The organism is Streptomyces spirodelae (genome assembly GCF_017676385.1).
GTDB lineage: Bacteria > Actinomycetota > Actinomycetes > Streptomycetales > Streptomycetaceae > Streptomyces > Streptomyces spirodelae.
On the sequence record NZ_JAFFZN010000012.1, the window covers coordinates 37,447 to 57,732 of the forward strand.

Sequence of the window (20,286 nt, forward strand, 5' to 3'; positions counted from 1 at the left end):
AGTGAGAGGCAGTAGACGTGACTGAGATCGAGATCGGGCGCGGCAAGCGCGGGCGGCAGGCGTACGCCTTCGACGACATCGCCGTGGTGCCCAGCAGGCGCACCCGTGACCCGAAGGAGGTCTCGATCGCCTGGCAGATCGACGCCTACCGCTTCGAACTGCCGTTCCTCGCAGCCCCCATGGACTCGGTCGTCTCGCCCGCCGCCGCCATCCGCATCGGAGAGCTCGGCGGCCTCGGCGTCCTCAACCTCGAGGGCCTGTGGACCCGCTACGAGGACCCCGAGCCGCTGCTGGCCGAGATCGCCGAACTCGACGACGCCACCGCCAACCGCCGGATGCAGGAGATCTACGCCGAGCCGATCAAGGAGGAGCTGATCGGCCAGCGCATCAAGGAGGTCCGTGACTCCGGCGTGGTGACCGCGGCGGCGCTGTCGCCGCAGCGCACGGCGCAGTTCTCCAAGGCCGTCGTGGACGCCGGCGTGGACCTGTTCGTCATCCGCGGGACCACGGTCTCCGCCGAGCACGTCTCCAGCGCCGCCGAGCCGCTGAACCTCAAGCAGTTCATCTACGAGCTCGACGTGCCGGTCATCGTCGGCGGCTGCGCCACGTACACCGCCGCGCTGCACCTCATGCGCACGGGTGCCGCCGGGGTCCTGGTCGGCTTCGGCGGTGGCGCCGCGCACACGACGCGGAACGTACTGGGCATCCAGGTGCCGATGGCGACCGCCGTCGCCGATGTCGCCGCCGCGCGGCGGGACTACATGGACGAGTCCGGCGGCCGCTACGTCCACGTCATCGCCGATGGCGGCGTGGGGTGGTCCGGCGACCTCCCCAAGGCGATTGCCTGCGGCGCCGACGCCGTGATGATGGGCTCGCCCCTGGCGCGGGCCAGTGACGCCCCCGGGAGGGGGCACCACTGGGGCATGGAAGCCGTGCACCTCGATGTGCCGCGGGGCAGGGTGGTCGACCTCGGTGCGGTCGGCACCATGGAGGAGGTCCTCCTGGGGCCCTCCCACACCCCTGATGGGTCCATGAACTTTTTCGGGGCGCTGCGGCGGGCGATGGCCACCACGGGGTACTCCGACTTGAAGGAGTTCCAACGCGTAGAGGTAACCATCGCCCGCTCCCGCTGATCCCCGCCCATGGCTGAGGGACCCATCCTTGGGCCCCGTCCCGTTCATGGAGGCTCCGCCCCCTAGCCCCGGGCCCCCGCCGGACGGGCGTTGGGGCGGAGCCCTCATAGGCGGTGGGCCGCCCCGGAGGGGCTGGCACCGCGGGTATCGAGCAACAACTGTGCCTTCGCCGCAAGCCCCTGCAGGTCGTACACCCGATGGTTCTGCAACAGCAGCGTGAGGTCAGCCGCGGCGGCGGCTTCATACAGCGAGTCCGCGCGGGGCACAGGCTGCCCCGCGACACGCCACTGCGGCACATAAGGATCGTGGTAGCTCAACTGCGCGCCCAGCTCCTTGAGGCGCCCGGCGACCTCACGGGCCGGCGCCCCCTCCTGACTGGCGAGGTCGGGCTTGTAGGTGACCCCCAACAAGAGGATGCGCGCCCCGCGCGCGGACTTGCCGTGCTCATTGAGCAGCACCGCCGCGCGCTGTGAAACATAGCGCGGCATACGCTCGTTGACTTCCTGCGCGAGCTCCACCATGCGGAGCGGATAGCCCAGCGAACGGCTGTGGTAGGAGAGGTAGCTGGGGTCTACGGGGACACCCGGACCGCCCACGCCCGGCCCCGGCCGGAAGGACTGGAAGCCGAAGGGCTTCGTCTCGGCGCACCGCACCACATCCCACAAATCGATGCCCAGATCGTGGCAGAAGACCGCCATCTCGTTCATCAGCGCGATGTTGATGTGCCGGTAGTTGGTCTCCAGCAACTTGGTCGTCTCGGCCTCCCGCGGCCCGCGGGCCCGCACCACCTTGGTGAGCCGCCCGTAGAACGCGGCGGCCGCCTCCGTACAGGCCGGGGTGAGGCCGCCGATCACCTTGGGGATGGCGGCGTAGCCGTAGGCGCGGTTGCCGGGGTCGACCCGGGTGGGGGAGTAGGCGAGGTGGAAGTCCTGCCCGGCGCGCAGCCCGGAGCCCTCTTCCAGGAGCGGCCGTACGACGTCCTCGGTGCAGCCTGGGTAGACGCTGGACTCGATGATGACGGTGGTGCGCGGCCGCAGCCGGGCGGCGAGGGTGCGGGCGGCGGTGCGCACCGCGCTCATATCGGGGGTCCGGTTGGGGCCGAGCGAGGTGGGTGCGCAGATGACGGCGGTGCGCACCCGGCCGAGGACGGCCGGGTCGCTGCTGGCGCTGAACCCCTTGGCGAGCATCCGCCGCACCTCGGCGGCGGTGAGCGGCGCGTCACCCGGTGGGCGGCCCGCGCCGATGTCGGCGACGGTCGCATGGTCGGGGTCGTACCCGAGGGTGCTGATTCCGTTCGCCGTCGCTGCCTGGGCGAGCGGCAGCCCCGAATGGGCGAGTCCCAGCACGGCGAGATCTGCGGGCATGACAGCGGTCTTCCCTTCCCCTTATCGTCCCGGTTCCGTCCCCGGGCAGCACCGGGAGTGGCGAGCGGCGCGCATTAAGGTTAAGAGCCCATATGACAGATAAGTCGGATTGCGCGCTCAGCAGGGCCGAGGGACAGCCAAAGTCGCGGGAATGGGGGACCATCGACAGGGGGACCACGTGGGCGGTGTCCGAGATCCGACGGCGACAACCTGACGGCGAGCACCAGCGAGCACCAGCGAGCACCAGCGAGCACCAGCGAGCACCAGCACGAGCACCAGCCGAGCACCCTGGGAGGCAAGCAGTGAGGACAGCGGCACTGGGACCGGAACAGCGCGCGAACGCACTGGCGAGGATGGCCGAGACCGAGCTGGACGTGCTGGTGGTCGGCGGCGGCATCGTCGGCGCGGGCACAGCACTGGACGCGGTCACCCGCGGCCTGTCCACCGGCATCGTCGAGGCGCGCGACTGGGCCTCGGGCACCTCCAGTCGCTCCAGCAAGCTCATCCACGGCGGGCTGCGCTATCTGGAGATGCTGGATTTCGCGCTGGTGCGCGAAGCGCTCAAGGAGCGCGGACTGCTGCTGGAGCGGCTGGCGCCGCACCTGGTCAAGCCGGTGCCCTTTCTCTACCCGCTGCAGCACCGCGCCTGGGAGCGGCTGTACGCGGGCACGGGCGTGGCGATGTACGACGTCATGTCGGTCTCCTCCGGGCACGGCCGCGGGCTGCCGAGGCACCGTCACCTGTCCCGGCGTCATGCTCTCCAAGTGGCACCCGCGTTGCGGAAGGACGCGCTCGTGGGTGCGCTGCAGTACTACGACGCACAGGTGGACGACGCGCGGTTCGTCGCCACGCTGGTGCGCACGGCGGCGGAATACGGGGCGCTCGCGGCCAACCGCGCGCGGGTGGTCGGCTTCCTGCGGGAGGGTGAACGGGTCGTCGGGGCGCGTATCGAGGACCTGGAGCAGGGGGGCGAGTACGAGGTGCGGGCCCGTCAGGTCGTCAACGCGACGGGCGTATGGACGGACGACACCCAGGGGCTGATCGCGGAGCGCGGTCAGTTCCACGTACGAGCGTCCAAGGGCATCCACCTGGTGGTGCCGAAGGACCGTATCAACTCCACGACAGGGCTGATCCTCCGCACGGAGAAGAGCGTGCTGTTCGTCATCCCGTGGGGGCGACACTGGATCATCGGCACCACGGACACCGACTGGGACCTGGACAAGGCGCATCCGGCCGCCTCCAGCGCCGACATCGACTATCTGCTCGACCACGTCAACTCGGTGCTGGCCGTGCCGCTGACGCGGGACGACGTGGAGGGTGTCTACGCGGGGCTGCGGCCGCTGCTGGCGGGCGAGTCGGAGGCGACGAGCAAGCTGTCGCGCGAGCACACGGTCGCCCACCCGGTGCCGGGCCTGGTCGTCATCGCGGGCGGCAAGTACACGACGTACCGGGTGATGGCCAAGGACGCGGTGGACGAGGCGGTGCACGCGCTCGCCCACCGGGTCGCCGACTGCGTCACCGAGGAGGTGCGGCTCGCCGGGGCCGAGGGCTACCACGCGCTGTGGAACGGCCGTGCCCGGCTCGCCCAGCGCGCCGGGCTGCATGTGGCGCGGGTCGAGCATCTGCTGGGCCGCTACGGCTCGATGACCGAAGAGGTGCTGGATCTGATCGAGAAGGACCCCAAGCTGGGCGAGCCGCTGCCCGCGGCCGACGACTACCTCAAGGCCGAGGTCGTCTACGCCTGTACACACGAGGGCGCCCGTCATCTGGACGACGTCCTCACCCGCCGGACGCGCATCTCCATCGAGACGTTCGACCGGGGCGTACGCAGCGCGCGCGAGTGTGCCGAGCTGATGGCGCCGGTGCTGGGCTGGGACTCGGACCAGATGGACCGGGAGGTCGAGCACTACGAGAAGCGGGTCGAGGCCGAGCGGGAGTCGCAGTTGCAGCCGGACGACCAGACGGCGGACGCGGCCCGGTTGGGAGCACCCGACATCGTGCCGGTGTAGCCCATGAGGTGGGAGCCGGGACGGTCGGGGTCCGGCCGTGGGTCCCCCGTTGGGCTGGTCGTCCGGGCACGGGCTGTTGGGCGTGTGAACCCGGGTGAGAAGCGGTGGGGCTGTGGTGTAACCGTGCTGCCCCCGTACACGTCTTGTCAGAGCGATGGTTCACAATGAAGGCTCTGCCGGGGGCGGGCTCTCACGCAGAGGGGACACAAGGGGATTCATGAGCGAGGACGCGGGACGGCTGGTAGGCGGCCGCTATCGGCTCGGGGGTGTCCTCGGGCGTGGCGGTATGGGCACCGTCTGGCGTGGCGAGGACGAAGTCCTGGGCCGGCGAGTCGCGGTGAAGGAGCTTCGGTTCCCCTCCAGTGTCGACGAGGAGGAGAAGCAGCGGCTCATCACCCGCACCCTGCGTGAAGCCAAGGCCATCGCCAGGATTCGCAGCGGCAGCGCGGTCACCGTCTTCGACGTCGTCAACGAGGACAGCCGCCCCTGGATCGTCATGGAACTGGTCGAGGGCCGCTCCCTCGCCGACAAGATCAAGACCGACGGCCCGCTGGACCCGCAGCGCGCCGCCGAGGTCGGCCTCGCCATCCTCGACGTGCTCCGCGCCGCTCACCGCGAGGGCATCCTGCACCGCGATGTGAAGCCCTCCAACGTGCTGCTGGAGGACGGCACAGGCCGGGTCGTCCTCACGGACTTCGGCATCGCCAAGGTCGAGGGCGACCCGTCGGTCACCTCCACCGGCATGCTCGTCGGCGCCCCCTCCTACATCTCGCCCGAGCGTGCGCGCGGCAAGCCGCCCGGGCCGCCTGCCGATCTGTGGTCGCTGGGCGGCCTGCTGTTCGCCGCCGTCGAGGGCCGTCCCCCTTACGACAAGGGCTCCGCCATCTCGACGCTGACCGCCGTGATGACCGAGCCCGTGCCCTACCCCGAACACGCGGGCGAGCTGAGCGAGGTCATCTCCGGGCTGCTGGTCAAGGACCCGGAGAAGCGCCTCGACGTCAACGGTGCCCGGCTGCTGCTGGAGCCGGTCGCAAGCGGTCACAAGAGCCCGTCGGGACCGGCCGCCCGGGAGGCGGACGGTCCGGCGGAGCGCACGTCGATACTGCCTCCGGTGCCCTCCTCGCCCTCCGGCTCCTCGTCGTCCCCCTCGGGCCCGTCGTCCCCGGGCGGCGGCGGTTCCCGCGCAGGCGGCCCCGCCTACAGCTCGGGCACCACCGGCGGTAGGCGCAAGCGGCGCTCCGAGGGCAGCAGTTCGGGCGAGCGGCTGCGCGGCGCCTTCAAGTCCGTGCGCAACGCGGCGGGCGCCGGTGGCGCCGCCGCGGGGGCCGGCACGGCCGGTACCCCGGGCCGCACGGGCACCGGCTCCGGCACGGGCCCGGGTTCCGGTTCAACCGGGCGACGCGAGGGCTCGGGCGACGCGGCCTCCGGCACCGCACGCTCCGGCCCCAGACACGGCGGCGGCTCCTCGGGCGGGGCCGCCTCCTCCGCCGCGCGTGCTTCCTCGGCGCCGCCCGCGCCCGCGAGCCCGCCCCGCCCCGCCGGTCCGCCCGCTTCCTCGTCGGGCCGGCACTCGGGCCGCAAGAGCGACGGCGTGAGCGGGTACGGCAGCGGCCAGGGCGCCCGTACGAGCAGCGGAGCGGCGGCCGACAGCGGGGTGGGACCGGGCAGTGGCGCCTCCAGCGGCGGAACGACGCCCGGGTCCGGTCCCGGCACCGGCGGCCCCGACGTCGGCGGTTCCGGCGGCGGCTCACTGCCGGGTACCGGCAGTGGCGGCCGGGCGCTGCCCCCCGAGAGCGGCGGCAGCGGCGCGATCACCTCGCTGCGGGACCTGCGGGAACTGCCCGAGCTGCGCAAGGGCCTCTCGCGGCGGACGCTGGCCATCGCGGCAGCGGCTCTGCTCGCCGTGATCCTCGTCATCGTCCTGATCGTGGTGAACCTCGGCGGCGACAGCGGTGACGCGTCCAAGGGCGGCTCCGGCGGGACCGGGACCAGCGCCGAGGGTCAGGGCGGCGACCGGGAGGCCGAGGAGGCCGGCACGGCAGGCCAGTCGGACGGCAAGTCCGGCCAGAACGGGGACGGCGAAGCGGCGGACAAGGCCGACGACGGGAAGCCGGGCGACGCCAAGGGCGACTCCGCGCTGCCGGACGGCTATGCCAAGGTCTCCGACGGCCGGTTCCACTTCTCCGTCGCGCTGCCCGAGGGGTGGAAGCGCGCCGGAATAGCCGGCAAGAACTCCGGACGCAAGTACGCGGCGCCAGGCGGCGGTTATCCGCGTATCCAGATCGACCACACCAGCAGTCCCGGCCCCGACGCGGCCGCCGCCTGGCACCAGCTGGAGTCCGCCGTCAAGCGCTCCAGCCCCGGGTACAAATCGCTGGGCATCAAGAAGGTCGAATGGCGCGGCTATCCGACCGTCGCCGACTGGCACTTCGTGCGCAAGGAGAACGGCAAGAAGGTCCGCGTCGTCAACCGGGGCTTCAAGGTCGACGGCAAGAACGGTTACGCCATACTCATCACCTGCCGGGCCGACGCCTGGCAGGACAAGGCGTGCGAGACCCTCCGGAAGACCGCGTTCAAGACGTTCCGGCCGCGCGCCTGACAGACCATCGGCGTCGGCGGGTCCGACGTCGGTGGCGGCATCGGCAACCGTGTCCGCAACGGTGTCGGTGCGTGGTGCGTCCGCCGAGCACGCCCCCGGCGCACACGGATCAGGCCCGCGCCCCTCCGTGCACGGTCCGGGCGAGCGTTCCGTACGCGTGCGTCGGCAGGTGGCACCGGACGGCCGAGGCGCGGTGACGTAGCCCGTTCCCGGACGTATCGTGAGGGACGCGGACCGTGGCTATCCGCAAGGGGACGAAAACAGAACGGTATTGGCGGTCTCGTGCGCGGTGGGGAGGGCGTCGTGGAGGAGAACGCGGAGTACGCGGGCCGACTGCTGGCCGATCGCTACCGCCTGCCCTTGCCGCCTGCCGACGCGTACGAACTGGTCGAGTCACTGGCGTTGGACGTGGCCAGCGGACAGGAGGTCTTCGTCCGGCAGGTGCCGCTGCCCGAGGTCGTCGACGCGGAGGTGGTCGGGGCCGAGGCGGCCGACGACGGCCACGGCGACGGTTACGGCAACGGATACGGCTACGCAACCGCCGCACGGGGCGCGGGCGGAGGGCCGCGCGGCGCATCCGGGCGCACGAGCCGCCGGCCTGCCGACCCCGCCGTGCGCAGAGCGATGGAGGCCGCCGTCGCCGCGGCGCAGTTGCCCGACCATCCCCGGCTCGACCAGGTCTTCGACGTCTTCGTGGAGGACGACGGGCTGTGGATAGTGAGCGAGCTGGTCCCCGCCCGCCCCCTCGCCAGCCTGCTGGCGGAGCGGCCACTGGGCGCGCACCGCGCCGCCGAGATCGCCGCCGATCTGCTCGCCGCGCTCCGCATCGTGCACGCGCACGGCTGGATTCACCGCAATGTGACCGCCCGTACCGTTCTCATCTGCGAGGACGGGCACGCTGTGCTGACCGGGCTGGCGGTCGGGGCCGCCGAGGAGGCGCTGTGCGGTTACGACCCGCTGCCGCCTCCCTCGCTCGACGGCTCCGCCGCGGGAGCCGAGGCAGGCCACGGGGCGGCCGCCCACGACGGCCCCGGAGCCGCGGGCGGCCCGGCATCAGTCCCGGCACCCCGTCCGGCAGGGACGCCGACACCGAAGCCATCGCCCGCACAGCCACAGCAGGACCACCCGGCCCCCGCGACCTGGACCGGGCACCGGCTCCCCGAAGGCTTCACGGCACGCGAAGGCGGCTCGTATCCGCCACAGCGGGACGAGCGGCACCAGGGCGACGAGGGCCACGGCGCGGGCGGCAGCCGGTACGGCGGCACCGAGAGCCGGTACGGGGATGTGGAGCGCCCCCGGGGCATCTTCGGCTTCGAGGGCATCGACCCCGAGGAGGACGTACGCGGACCGCAGGGGCAGGGCCTCCGCGGACGGGACGGACCCTCGGAGGACCTCTCCGCGCGGGCGGCGCGGCGCGGCGCCATCGCCGCGTACCGCGAGGGCGCCCAGCGCGCGGCGGCCGACTCCCGGGACGCCGGGCGGCGCGCCGGGGACGGCAACGACGGCGCGGAAGCGGACGGGAGCGCGCGGCGGCCGCCCGTCACCGACTGGTGGTCGACGGGGCCCGGCGGCAGCACGGCCGGGCAGGACACCGAGGCCCGGCGCGGTCCCACCCACGCCCTCGACGACGACGTGCGGTGGCTGCCGTCCGATGAGGACGAGGTGCTGCCCGACGCGCTGACCGACGGCGGCGTGCGCGAGGTCGAGCGCGGCGACATCTACGGCCCGCACGCGACCGGCCCCTACGGCACCCCACCGTCACGCCCGTCACACCACCGGCAGCCCGGCAGCGGGTACGCCGAGGAGCCCGCCGAAGGGCCTGCCGACGAGCCCGCCGAGGGACCCGGCTCGTCGTACGGCACAGGTGCCGAGGCCCTCCCCGGCCTGTACGGCACCGGGACCGGCATCGGGGCGCCAGGCGAACCGCCCGGCGAACCCCCAGGCCATGCGCCCGGCGAACCGTCCGGCGAGCTGCCCGTCGAGCCGGACGGCGGTCCCTGGGGCGGCATCGAGGCGTCACCCGGCCGCTACCGTGGTCCGGCCACGGCGCTGGCGGCGGAGCGCGCACGGCACGCGCGGATGACGGTGGTGGGTCCGGTCACCGAGCGCTGGGCCCCTGAGCAGGCGGGACCGGTGTACGAGAACTGGCGGCTGGCCCCGCCCGTCGGCCCGGCCGCCGACCTGTGGGCGCTGGGCGTACTGCTCTTCCGCGCGGTGCAGGGGCACGCCCCCTACCCCGAAGACAGCGCGGCCGAACTGGTGCAGATGGTGTGCGCCGAGCCGCCGGCGTTCGCGGAGGACTGCGGGCCGCTGCGCCCGGTGGTCGAGTCGCTGATGCGTCAGGACCCCACCGAACGGCCGGACTTCGAGGAGCTGCGGGGCTGGCTGCGTTCGATCATCCGCTCGGCTCCGGAGCCGGACGTCGGGCTGCGCACCGTCACGGCGCCGCTCACCCTGGACGCGGGCGGCCCGGCCGATCCGCGCCGGCTGCCGATCCTGCGGCGGCGCGGCGAGCTGGTGCGCAGGCGCCGACGGGCCAGGCGGGCGGCCGCCGTGGACCAGCCGCCCCGCCGTGAGCCGGAGCAGCCCCCGGCCGAGCCCGCCGCCCCGGAGCCGGTGCGGCGGCACCGCAGCCCGGAGCGGAGTGGTGGTCCGCGGCGGCTGGGCCTGCTGGTGCTGGCGCTGATACTGCTCGGGATGGCGGCGGCGGTGGCGTTCGTCGCCCTGTTCCTGCCGGACAACGACGGTGGCGAGGGCGCACAGAAGGGCTCGGTCGTGGTGCCGGAGGAGGACAAGTCCCGCCCGGGGTCCGAGCGGACGGGCGAGGGCGGGTCCGACGGCAGGTCCGACAGCGCGTCCGGCGGAAAGCCGGACAACAAGTCGGGCGGCAAGTCCGACGGCAAGAGCGACAACGAGTCCGGCGACGGGAACGACGGGAACGACGGGAGCGGGGCCCGGAACGACCAGGGCCCCGAGGCCCCCAAGGGCTACCGGATCGCCCGCGACCCCGCCGGGTTCCGGATCGCCGTGCCCAAGGAGTGGGACCGCCGTTCGGCCAACGCGCGGGGCCAGGTGCGCTTCAACGGCGGCGAGGTCGAGATGGTCGTGGTCAAGGGCCGGGACCGCACCGCAGAGTTCGGCGAGGACCCGATGGCCTATCAGAGCGAGGACGAGCCGGAGCTGTCCGCCTACCGTGCCTCCGACTGGGCGAGCACCGGCGGGCTGCGCCGCATCGACGTGGGGGACACGGCGATGGCCGAGGGCACCTTCAGCTGGCGCGAGGACGGCGGGCGTCAGGTGTACGCGCGCAACCGGGCGATGATCCTGGACGGGCGCTATCACGTGCTGCTCGTCCTCGGCTCCAAGAGCCACAAGGCGGAGATCGACCGGCACTTCGAGGCCGTCGCCGACACCTACCGTGTGACCCGGGCGCGCTGACGTCACAGCTGTGTGAACTCACTGGAAACCGCGCTGCTCAGTGCGTAAGGGTTGGGGCCATGAGCAACGAGGGGGACCGGTTGGACGAGTCGACGACCAGCTATGGACTGCAGCCGCCACGTCAGCCGGGCCCGACGGAGCTGCCCGGAGCGCGGCTCTCCTCCCCTCGTGCGTACGAGCCGACCGAGATCGCGCCCCCGGCCGCCGCCTCCGGCGGGGACCCGGGCACCGGACGGCTGATCGGCGGCCGCTACCGCCTCATGGCACGGCTGGGGCACGGCGGTATGGGCACCGTGTGGCGGGCGCACGACGAGGTGGTGGACCGGGATGTGGCGGTCAAGGAGCCACGGCTGCCCGACCATCTGTCCGAGCGTGAGCGCGAGACGATGTACACGCGGATGCGGCGCGAGGCGCGTACGGCAGCGCGGATCGACCACCCCTCCGTCGTCACCATCCACGACGTGGCGGTGGAGGACGAACAGCCGTGGATCGTCATGGAACTCGTGCAGGGGCGCTCACTGGCCGATGTGCTCGAGGAGGGCACCATCGATGTGCGCGAGGCCGCCAGGATCGGGCTCGCGGTGGCCGGGGCGCTGGACGCCGCGCACGAGAAGGGCGTGCTGCACCGCGATGTGAAGCCGGACAACGTCATGCTGGGCCGCTACGACCGGGTGGTGCTCACCGACTTCGGCATCGCCAAGGTCCAGGGCGAGCAGGGGCTCACGGAGACCGGCGCGTTCGTCGGTTCGCCGGAGTTCGTTGCGCCCGAGCGGGTGCTGGGCCAGCGGCCGGGACCGGAGTCGGACCTGTGGTCGCTCGGAGTCGTGCTGTACGCGGCCGTCGAGGGTGTGTCGCCGTTCCGCCGTTCCAACTCTCCCGCCACCCTCCAGGCGGTGCTCTCGGCCGAACCGCAGCGTCCGGCACGCGCGTTGAGCGGCTCGGGCGCCTTCGGGATGCTGCTCACCCGGCTGCTGAGCAAGGAGCCGGCACTGCGCCCGGACGCGGCCGAGGTCCGGCAGACCCTCGCCGATGTGGCCCGTCCGCCGCAGCAGTCGCCTCGGCCGGTGCCGGGCCCGGGCGGCGGCAACGGCCTCGCCCGTCTGCTGCGCGGCTTCGGCGGCAGGCTGCGGAGCAGCCGTCCCTGGCAGTTCGGCACGGGCGGCGCGGTGGTCGCCGCCGCGGCCGCGCTGGCGCTGTTCTTCGTCTACACCGCCGACCAGGCGCCGGAGGGCTATACGACGAAGAACGAGGACAAGCGGGTGCGGGCGTCTCTCGCTGTACCGGAGGACTACAAGCGCAGCGCGAACGAGGACGAGGTGACCTACATCGACCCGGGGAACGTCATCTCCCTCAAGCTGAGCCGCAGCAGCAAGGACATCAAGGAGAGTTCTCTGCTGGAGGCCAACTCCTGGAAGGGCTACTACGAGGAGGGGGCCAAGGCGGACGGCTACCGGGAGACGATGGAAGAGGTGGTCTCCCGGGTCACCGAGGCGAAGCAGCAGGGCAAGGAGGCGGCCGAGATCTCCACCGGCTACCGTCCGCGCGCCGACATCGGTGAGGACAAGGAGCCGAAGAAGTTCCGGCACGAGTTGGTGTACGTCAACAAGGACGGCGTCCGCTGGCGGCTGTATGTGGACATGCCGGCGGCGGGCAAGACCCGGAAGGACGGCGAGGCCGTCTACCAGGAGGCGAAGAAGTCCCTCAAGATCAACGATCTGTAGGCCGGGGCTCCCGTGCGGGGAATCCGCCAGCAATCACTGGCAGATTCCGTGAAAAGGGGTTACCGCTGGGTATACGAGCCCGCTTCCGCAGTCGTACGCTCACTCGCATGACGGACTCGAAGGCTCCCCGCACGGGCTCGAAGGACAGCAACCCGGTCGCCCCCGCCCCCGCCGAGGCCCGGACGGCGGCCGACGTCGTCACCCCGGCGCTCGTCACCGGGCTGGCCAAGGGCGTGGTGGGCAGCGGCAGGACCAGCAGCCGTTCGCCCCTCACCGGCCAGGTGCTGGCCGAGCTGCCCGAGTCCACACCCGAGGACGTCGCCACCGCCTTCGAGAAGGCCCGCGCGGCCCAGCGGGCCTGGGCCGCCACTCCGGTGCGGCAGCGTGCCGCGGTCCTGCTGCGCTTCCACGACCTCGTGCTGTCCCGCCAGTCGGAGGTCCTGGACCTCATCCAGCTGGAGACGGGCAAGGCGCGGCTGCACGCGCACGAGGAGGTGCAGGCGGTCGCCGTCGCGGCGCGGCACTACGGGCGCAGGGCCGCGGCCTACTTGCGGCCCAAGCGGCACACCGGCGCGATACCCGTACTGACCAAGGTCACCGAACTGCGCCACCCGCGCGGGGTCATCGGCCAGATCGCACCCTGGAACTACCCCTTCGAGCTGTCCGTCGGCGACGCGCTGCCCGCCTTCGTCGCGGGCAACGCCGTGGTGATGAAGCCCGACACCCAGACCGCGCTGACCGCACTGTGGGCACGCCGACTGCTGGTCGAGGCCGGGCTGCCCGCCGACGTGTGGCAGGTCGTACTCGGCGAGGGGCCGGTGATCGGGCCCGAGGTCGCCGACCGCGGCGACTACATCTCCTTCACCGGCTCCACCCGCACCGGACGGGAGGTCGCCCAGCGCGCCGCCGCCCGCCTGGTCGGCAGCTCGCTGGAGCTGGGCGGCAAGAACGCGATGCTCGTACTGGAGGACGCGGACCTCGACAAGGCCGCGGCGGGCGCGGTGCGCGGCGCCTTCTCCTCCGCCGGGCAACTGTGCATCTCCATCGAGCGCCTGTACGTCCACGAGTCCGTCGCCGACGCCTTCCTGGAACGCTTCGTCGCCCGCACCCGCGCCATGCGGCTGGGCGCCTCGCTGGCCTACGGCGCCGACATGGGCTCCCTGGTCTCCGAGCGGCAGCTGGAGACCGTCGAACAGCATGTGAAGGACGCCGTCGCCAAGGGCGCCACCGTACTGACGGGCGGCAGGGCGCGCCCCGACATCGGCCCGCTGTTCTACGAGCCCACCGTGCTGGAGGGCGTCGAGCCCGCGATGACCGTCTGCGGCGAGGAGACCTTCGGACCCGTCGTCTCCGTCTACCGCTTCTCCGACGTCGACGAGGCCGTCGACCTGGCCAACACCACAGCGTACGGCCTCAACTCCAGCGTCTGGAGCGGCAACGGCCGCCGGGCACGGCAGCTCGCCGCCCGGCTGCACACCGGCACCGTCAACGTCAACGAGGGGTATGCCTCCGCCTACGGCAGCGCCCAGGCCCCCATGGGCGGCATGGGCGACTCGGGACTCGGCCGCCGGCACGGCTCGGAGGGCATCCTCAAGTACACCGAGCCGCAGACGGTGGCACACCAGCGGGTGCTGCCCATGGCTCCGTCGCTGGGCATGAGCGACGAGGCGTACGCCGCGTTCATGTCCCGCTCCCTCAAGGCGCTGAAGGTGCTCCGCTTCCGGTGAGGGTGTGCCCCTGACCGTTGCTCGCGGGCTGCGGGCCGTATGTGGCTGGTCGCGCCCACGCGGCGGAGCCGCATATCAGACACAGCCCCGCGCCCCTCCCGGGCGCTCCCGTCACCGTGGAACCGGAGGTATTCGTGTCCCAGGCATCCCAGGTATCCCAGGAACGTTTCGACTACGACGTGCTCGTCGTCGGCTCCGGCTTCGGCGGCGCCGTCTCGGCGCTGCGGCTGACCGAGAAGGGCTACCGGGTGGGCGTGCTGGAGGCCGGGCGGCGCTTCACCCGTGAGGAGTTGCCCAAGAACTCCTGGGACCTGAAGAACTTCCTGTGGGCGCCCTCACTCGGCCTCTACGGCATCCAGCGCATCCATCTGCTCGCCAATGTCATGATCCTGGCAGGCGCCGGGGTCGGCGGTGGCTCGCTGAACTACGCCAACACCCTGTATGTACCTCCCAAGCCGTTCTTCGAGGACCGCCAGTGGGGCCACATCACCGACTGGCAGGCCGAACTCGCGCCCTACTACGAGCAGGCCAAACGGATGCTCGGCGTCCGGCTCAACCCCACCACCACGCCCTCCGACGTCCATCTGAAGGCCGCCGCCGAGCGCCTCGGCTACGGCGACACCTTCCACCTCGCACCTGTCGGGGTGTTCTTCGGCGACGGCGAGGACGCCGACGGCACCGTGCGGGCAGCCGCAGGCGAGGCCGTCCCCGACCCCTACTTCGGCGGCGCGGGCCCCGACCGTACGGCCTGCGTGGAGTGCGGCGAGTGCATGACCGGCTGCCGCCGGGGCGCCAAGAACACCCTCAACGAGAACTACCTCCACCTCGCGGAGCGGGCCGGGGCCGAGATCCGCCCCCTGACCACCGTCGTCGGCATCCGGGAGCACACCCCGGGCACCGAAGAGGACGGTTACGAAGTGCTGACCGTACGCACCGACAAACGGCGGGCGAAGCCGCACATCCTGCGCGCCCGGCACGTCGTACTGGCAGCGGGCACCTACGGCACTCAGAAGCTGCTGCACCGCGTCAAGGAAGCGGGCACCCTCCCCGGGCTCTCGGCCCGGCTGGGGGAGCTGACGCGCACCAACTCCGAAGCGCTGGTCGGCGCGCAGACCGTGCCGCGCCGGTACCGCAAGAAGTGGGGCAAGGACGCCGAACTCGACTTCACCAAGGGCGTCGCCATCACCTCCTCGGTGCACCCCGACGCCAACACCCACATCGAGCCCGTCCGCTACGGCAAGGGCTCCAACTCCATGAGCGCGCTGACCACACTGCAGGTACGGCAGAACACGGTGCTGCCACGTGCGCTCGCCCACGTCGTCACCTGCCTGCGCCACCCGGCGCTCTTCCTGCGCTCTCTGTCCGCGCGCAAGTGGTCCGAGCGCATCATCATCGGACTGGTCATGCAGACCCTCGACAACTCGTTGACCACCTACCGCAAGGACAAGGGCCTCGGCAAAGGGATGCTCACCGCACGCCAGGGACACGGCGCGCCCAACCCGGTGCACATCCCCGAGAGCGCCGAGGCGGCGAGCGCGCTCGCCGAGGAGATCAACGGCTTCGCCGGCACCAACGTGGGCGAACTGATGGGCACCCCGCTGACCGCGCACTTCCTCGGCGGCTGCCCCATCGGCGACAGCCCCGAGCGCGGTGTCATCGACCCGTACCACCGGCTGTACGGGCACCCGGGCATCTCCGTCGTGGACGGCTCGGCGGTCTCGGCCAACCTCGGCGTCAACCCGTCCCTCACCATCACGGCGCAGGCCGAACGTGCCATGTCGTTCTGGCCGAACCGTGGCGAGGAGGACCCGCGCCCGGCGCAGGACGCCGCCTATCAGCGGCTGGACCCCGTCGCCCCCGCCGGTCCCGCCGTCCCCGAAGGTGCCTTCGGAGCGCTGCGGCTGCCGATCGTGCCGGTGCCGCCGGTGCCGCCGGTGCCGCCGGTGCCGCCGGCACCGAAGGTCCCCGCGGGGGAGTGATCGGGTTCCCCGCGCGGGACCGAGCTCCCCGCGCGGGACCGACCGGCCGTGGGGGCACGGGCACGACGAAGGGCCCCGGGCGCCGACCGGGTGGGAGGCGGCAGCCGCGGGGCCCTCGGGTCAGCACCGGCGTCAGGGCAGCGCCTGTGCTGAGGGCGCGGCGCCGGGGGGAGCGCCGCTGAATTGGTCGAACCAATGGCAGAACGTTGCCACGGTCCACCAACTGGCCTTGTGGTCAGGTTGTTTGGCTTCGTCGGTTCACTGCATCGTGCTGGATACGCCACACCCCGCGCAACCATTTCGACGGAGAGGGACCACAGGTTCTGGCGAAGATCCCGTGCGGGTTCCGTGTGCGTGGGTCCGGCATGCGACTCGGCGTACGGGAGAGCCGCGGAGCGGCCGGCCCAGAGCGTCCCCGGGACCGGCCGCTGTCGTGACCGGGCTGCTGTCCCCTGCCGTCCGGTCACAGCACCGGAACGAGGTCCCACGACGCCCGGCGTCTCCCCTCCCGGGGAGGACGGGCGTCTCATCGCTCCGGTGACGCCGCCCCGCTCGCCGCCGGGCGCCCGGCGGAGATCAGGGACACCGGGTCCAACGAAGGCCCTGCGGGGCGGTCACGCGCCGTACGGGTGAGGGCCTCTCTCCTGTGCCGGTGAGGGGCTGCCCCTTGCTGTCCGTCGCGGGCGCGGGCGCACTGTGGCTTGTCGCGCAGTTCCCCGCGCCCCTGAAGGGGCCATCTCATCCGCGCTCAGGAGGTCTGGAATGGGGCCTGCCCTAATGGCCGCGGCACAAGCGCAACAGCGTGAGCGCGAGATCGCGGCCCGGGGCGCCGAGCTCGGTGCTGTAGTGGCCGAGGATCTCCATCTCGCGGGCCAGGTTCACCCGCCGTCCGCCGCTGCTCTCCGACAGCGTCATACGGTCGCGCACGAGCGCGATCAGCCGGGCGTCGAGCGCGTCGATCCGCTCCCGCATCGCCGCTTCCGTACCGGTGCTGATGTTCGTGGTGCTCATCTGGCGTGTACTCCTCGGTTCGCGGAGCCCGCGGGCCCGGCGGCCCGGACACGCATCGCGGATGCACAAGCGCCCCGGGCCTGACCGGCCCGGGGCGCCTGGGGAAGTTCGTCTGTGGCTTCTCTCACACAGAACGACGACCACGGCAGCCGGCCGGGCCGGTGCCATAGGTAAACCACACGTTCTGCATGCGCATGTGCCCAGTATGCCACCGCTCCGGCTGCGGGTCGGGCGGCGGATGGGCACCGCTATCATCGGAGGTGAATCCCCGCTTCACCGCCGAAAGGCATCAGCTTCGTGGCTTCCAACCCGTCCGAGAGCAGCCCTCCGGACACCGTTCTCGTCGTCGACTTCGGCGCGCAGTACGCCCAGCTCATCGCGCGCCGCGTGCGCGAGGCGCGGGTGTACAGCGAGATCGTGCCGTCGACCATGCCGGCCGCCGAGATGCTCGCCAAGAACCCGAAGGCGATCATCCTCTCCGGCGGTCCCTCGTCCGTGTACGCGGAGGGCGCGCCCTCCCTCGACCGTGCGGTCTTCGAGGCCGGCGTCCCGGTCCTCGGCATCTGCTACGGCTTCCAGCTGATGGCCACCACGCTCGGCGGCAAGGTGGACAACACCGGCGGCCGGGAGTACGGCCGTACGCAGCTGACCGTCTCCAAGCCGTCCTCAGCGCTCTTCGAGGGCACACCGGACGAGCAGCAGGTGTGGATGTCGCACGGCGACGCCTGCTCGGCCGCGCCCGAGGGCTTCGCCGTCACCGCGTCCACGGACCTGGTGCCGGTGGCGGCTTTCGAGAACGAGGAGCGGAAGCTGTACGGCATCCAGCACCACCCCGAGGTGATGCACTCCACATACGGCCAGCAGGTGCTGGAGCACTTCCTGTACCGGGGCGCGGGGCTGTCCCCCTCGTGGACGACGGCGAGCATCGTCGACGAGCAGGTGGCGGCGATCCGCGCGCAGGTCGGCAGCAAGCGCGCCATCTGCGGACTGTCCGGCGGGGTGGACTCGGCGGTGGCGGCGGCCCTCGTGCAGCGCGCCATCGGTGATCAGCTCACCTGCGTGTACGTCGACCACGGACTGATGCGCAAGGGCGAGACCGAGCAGGTCGAGAAGGACTTCGTAGCGGCGACCGGCGTCCAGCTCAAGGTCGTGGACGCGGCCGACCGCTTCATCGACGCGCTGGCCGGGGTGTCGGACCCGGAGCAGAAGCGCAAGATCATCGGCCGGGAGTTCATCCGGGTCTTCGAGCAGGCGCAGGCTCAGATCGTCGCCGAGGCGCCGAGCGACGAGCCGGTGGCCTTCCTGGTGCAGGGCACGCTCTACCCGGACGTGGTGGAGTCCGGCGGCGGCACCGGCGCGGCCAACATCAAGTCGCACCACAACGTGGGCGGGCTCCCCGAGGACCTCGAGTTCGAACTGGTCGAACCGCTGCGCAAGCTGTTCAAGGACGAGGTGCGGATGGTCGGGCAGGAGCTCGGGCTGCCGGACGAGATCGTCCACCGCCAGCCGTTCCCGGGCCCGGGCCTGGGCATCCGGATCGTCGGCGAGGTCACCCGCGAGCGGCTGGACCTGCTGCGCGAGGCGGACGCCATCGCCCGCGAGGAGCTGACGGCCGCGGGTCTCGACCGGGACATCTGGCAGTGCCCGGTGGTGCTGCTCGCGGACGTGCGCAGCGTCGGCGTGCAGGGCGACGCGCGGACCTACGGTCACCCGGTGGTGCTGCGTCCGGTCTCCTCCGAGGACGCGATGACGGCCGACTGGTCGCGGCTCCCCTACGACGTGCTGGCCCGGATCTCGACGCGGATCACCAACGAGGTCGCCGAGGTCAACCGCGTCACGCTGGATGTGACCAGCAAGCCCCCGGGGACCATCGAGTGGGAGTGAGCCCCCGTCGCGCGCGGCGCTCCGCCGCCTGAAGTACCCCTGTGTGCCCCGCGCTCAGCGCCGAGCGTGGGGCACACGTGTGTTCGGGTGCGGGGTGGGGCTGGGATACGGTGCCGGGGTGTCGGATGCGGAGGAACGACAGCCGGACGGGCCCGAGTCCGAGCCGGAGAGCGAACCCAGGAACGGGCCCGAGCCGGGCGGTGAGTCCGAGCGCGAGCCGGGCGGTGAGCGCGAGAGCGAGGACGAGCGGCGTGAGCGGTGGCGCCTGCTCCAGGAGCTGGCCGACCGGCGCCGGCGCCGTACGAGGATCGCCGTATGGTGCGGTCTCGGTGTGCTGGCGCTGGGCGGGGTCGGCTGGGCGCTCGAACCCACGGTCCAGGACAAAATGATCACGGCCGACGCCTGCGACGGCGCGCTGCCCGACGGCAGCCTGGACACGCTGCGCGCCACGTCCGGCGACTCCGACAGGCACCTCGGCGAGTCCGAGTCCGAGACCGACAACGACCTGGGGCGCTACTCCTGCGAGGTGACCGACGAGGAGGGCCACCGCGTCCTCGAAGTCCGCGTCTACAGCCGCCGCGACGACATCGACCGCCTGCTGGTGCGGGAGTTCCAGGACAACGGAAGCCACCCGTGGGCCGCGCTGCCCGGCGGGCTGCCGGGCTTCGAGTCCCGGATGGCGGGTGTGACGCTGATGCCCGAGTGCCCAGGGTTGGGCAAGGACGCGGCAGGCCGCCCCGGCCGGCTCCTGGTGGACGTGCTGGCCGGACACCTCTCCCAGCCGCACCAGTTGGTACGGGCCGGTGCGGCGGTCGCCGGCAAGGCGGCCGAGAAGCTCGGCTGCGACGCGGACCCGCTGCCCGTCCCGCCGAAGGAGATCGAGAAGAAGGCCCCCCGGGGGCTGCCGCCCTCCCGCGCGGCCGGTACGGCCTGCGCGGCGCTCGCCCGCGGTCCCTTCCGTGGTGCGGGCTGGACAGTGGACCTCAGAATCCCGGAGAAGGGCGCCGCCCCGCTGACCAGTTGCGTGGTGCGGCCGTCGGGAACCGACGAGGACGGGGAACCGCACGAACCGGTGGTCCGGCTCTACGGCCTGTACGGGGAAGGGGCGCAGCGGGTGATGTACGGCCGGGCCGGTCGAGTCGGCGCGCGCTCGGAGAGTTCGCGGGTTCAGCCGTGGCTCACCGACAGCAGCGCCTGGGCCATGGCGCGGTGCGGCGGCCGGCCTGCGGGCTTCCAGCTCCAGGTCAGCCGCCCGGACAAGGACTCCGGCGAGTCGGAGGGTGAGGTGCTGGACAGCAAGGAGCTGGACCGGGACGCGATGCGCGCGATGCTCGCCTCCTTCGCCGAGAAGGAGAGCGCCGCACGCGGTTGCACGGCGCTGCGGCTCCCCGCCGCGGACTGACCGGGACCGACCCGGCCGC

11 protein-coding genes are annotated in these 20,286 nt (G+C 72.4%); 9 read left to right on the forward strand and 2 right to left on the reverse strand.

Features of this window, described 5'->3' with window-relative positions:
• Positions 1-17: 17 nt before the first annotated feature.
• Complete coding sequence (locus JW592_RS14795) at positions 18-1,133, forward strand: GuaB3 family IMP dehydrogenase-related protein (protein ID WP_209265527.1); 1,116 nt, start codon at positions 18-20, stop codon at positions 1,131-1,133.
• Between the two features lie 104 nt (positions 1,134-1,237).
• Here the strand turns inward: JW592_RS14795 and JW592_RS14800 are convergent, their stop codons facing one another.
• Positions 1,238-2,497 (reverse strand): nucleotide sugar dehydrogenase, encoded by a 1,260-nt coding sequence (locus tag JW592_RS14800; protein WP_209265528.1) that lies wholly within the window; start codon positions 2,495-2,497, stop codon positions 1,238-1,240.
• A 302-nt stretch (positions 2,498-2,799) separates the two neighbouring features.
• Between JW592_RS14800 and JW592_RS14805 the strand changes: the two genes are divergently transcribed.
• From JW592_RS14805 to JW592_RS14830, 6 genes are all read left to right on the forward strand, one after another.
• A complete protein-coding gene (locus JW592_RS14805) occupies positions 2,800-4,506 on the forward strand; it encodes a glycerol-3-phosphate dehydrogenase/oxidase (RefSeq protein WP_209265529.1) in 1,707 nt (568 codons plus the stop codon).
• A 217-nt stretch (positions 4,507-4,723) separates the two neighbouring features.
• On the forward strand, positions 4,724-7,105 hold the full coding sequence (locus JW592_RS14810; RefSeq protein WP_209265530.1) for a serine/threonine-protein kinase: 2,382 nt from the start codon (positions 4,724-4,726) through the stop codon (positions 7,103-7,105).
• A 303-nt stretch (positions 7,106-7,408) separates the two neighbouring features.
• A complete protein-coding gene (locus tag JW592_RS14815) occupies positions 7,409-10,543 on the forward strand; it encodes a serine/threonine kinase C-terminal domain-containing protein (protein WP_209265531.1) in 3,135 nt (1,044 codons plus the stop codon).
• A 59-nt stretch (positions 10,544-10,602) separates the two neighbouring features.
• Positions 10,603-12,264, forward strand: a complete 1,662-nt coding sequence (locus tag JW592_RS14820) for a serine/threonine-protein kinase (RefSeq protein ID WP_209265532.1) — start codon at positions 10,603-10,605, stop codon at positions 12,262-12,264.
• Positions 12,265-12,371: 107 nt separating this feature from the next.
• On the forward strand, positions 12,372-13,991 hold the full coding sequence (locus JW592_RS14825) for a succinic semialdehyde dehydrogenase (protein WP_209265533.1): 1,620 nt from the start codon (positions 12,372-12,374) through the stop codon (positions 13,989-13,991).
• Positions 13,992-14,125: 134 nt separating this feature from the next.
• Positions 14,126-15,970 (forward strand): GMC oxidoreductase, encoded by a 1,845-nt coding sequence (locus JW592_RS14830; protein ID WP_209265534.1) that lies wholly within the window; start codon positions 14,126-14,128, stop codon positions 15,968-15,970.
• A 774-nt stretch (positions 15,971-16,744) separates the two neighbouring features.
• Here the strand turns inward: JW592_RS14830 and JW592_RS14835 are convergent.
• Positions 16,745-16,981 (reverse strand): chorismate mutase, encoded by a 237-nt coding sequence (locus JW592_RS14835; protein ID WP_209265535.1) that lies wholly within the window; start codon positions 16,979-16,981, stop codon positions 16,745-16,747.
• A 297-nt stretch (positions 16,982-17,278) separates the two neighbouring features.
• Here JW592_RS14835 and guaA point away from each other — a divergent pair, with 297 nt between their 5' ends.
• Together guaA and JW592_RS14845 are read left to right on the forward strand one after the other, a co-directional pair.
• Positions 17,279-18,865 (forward strand): glutamine-hydrolyzing GMP synthase, encoded by a 1,587-nt coding sequence (gene guaA, locus JW592_RS14840; protein ID WP_209265536.1) that lies wholly within the window; start codon positions 17,279-17,281, stop codon positions 18,863-18,865.
• Positions 18,866-18,983: 118 nt separating this feature from the next.
• Positions 18,984-20,267: a hypothetical protein gene (locus JW592_RS14845; RefSeq protein WP_209265537.1), complete on the forward strand. Its 1,284-nt coding sequence runs from the start codon at positions 18,984-18,986 to the stop codon at positions 20,265-20,267.
• Positions 20,268-20,286: the final 19 nt, after the last annotated feature.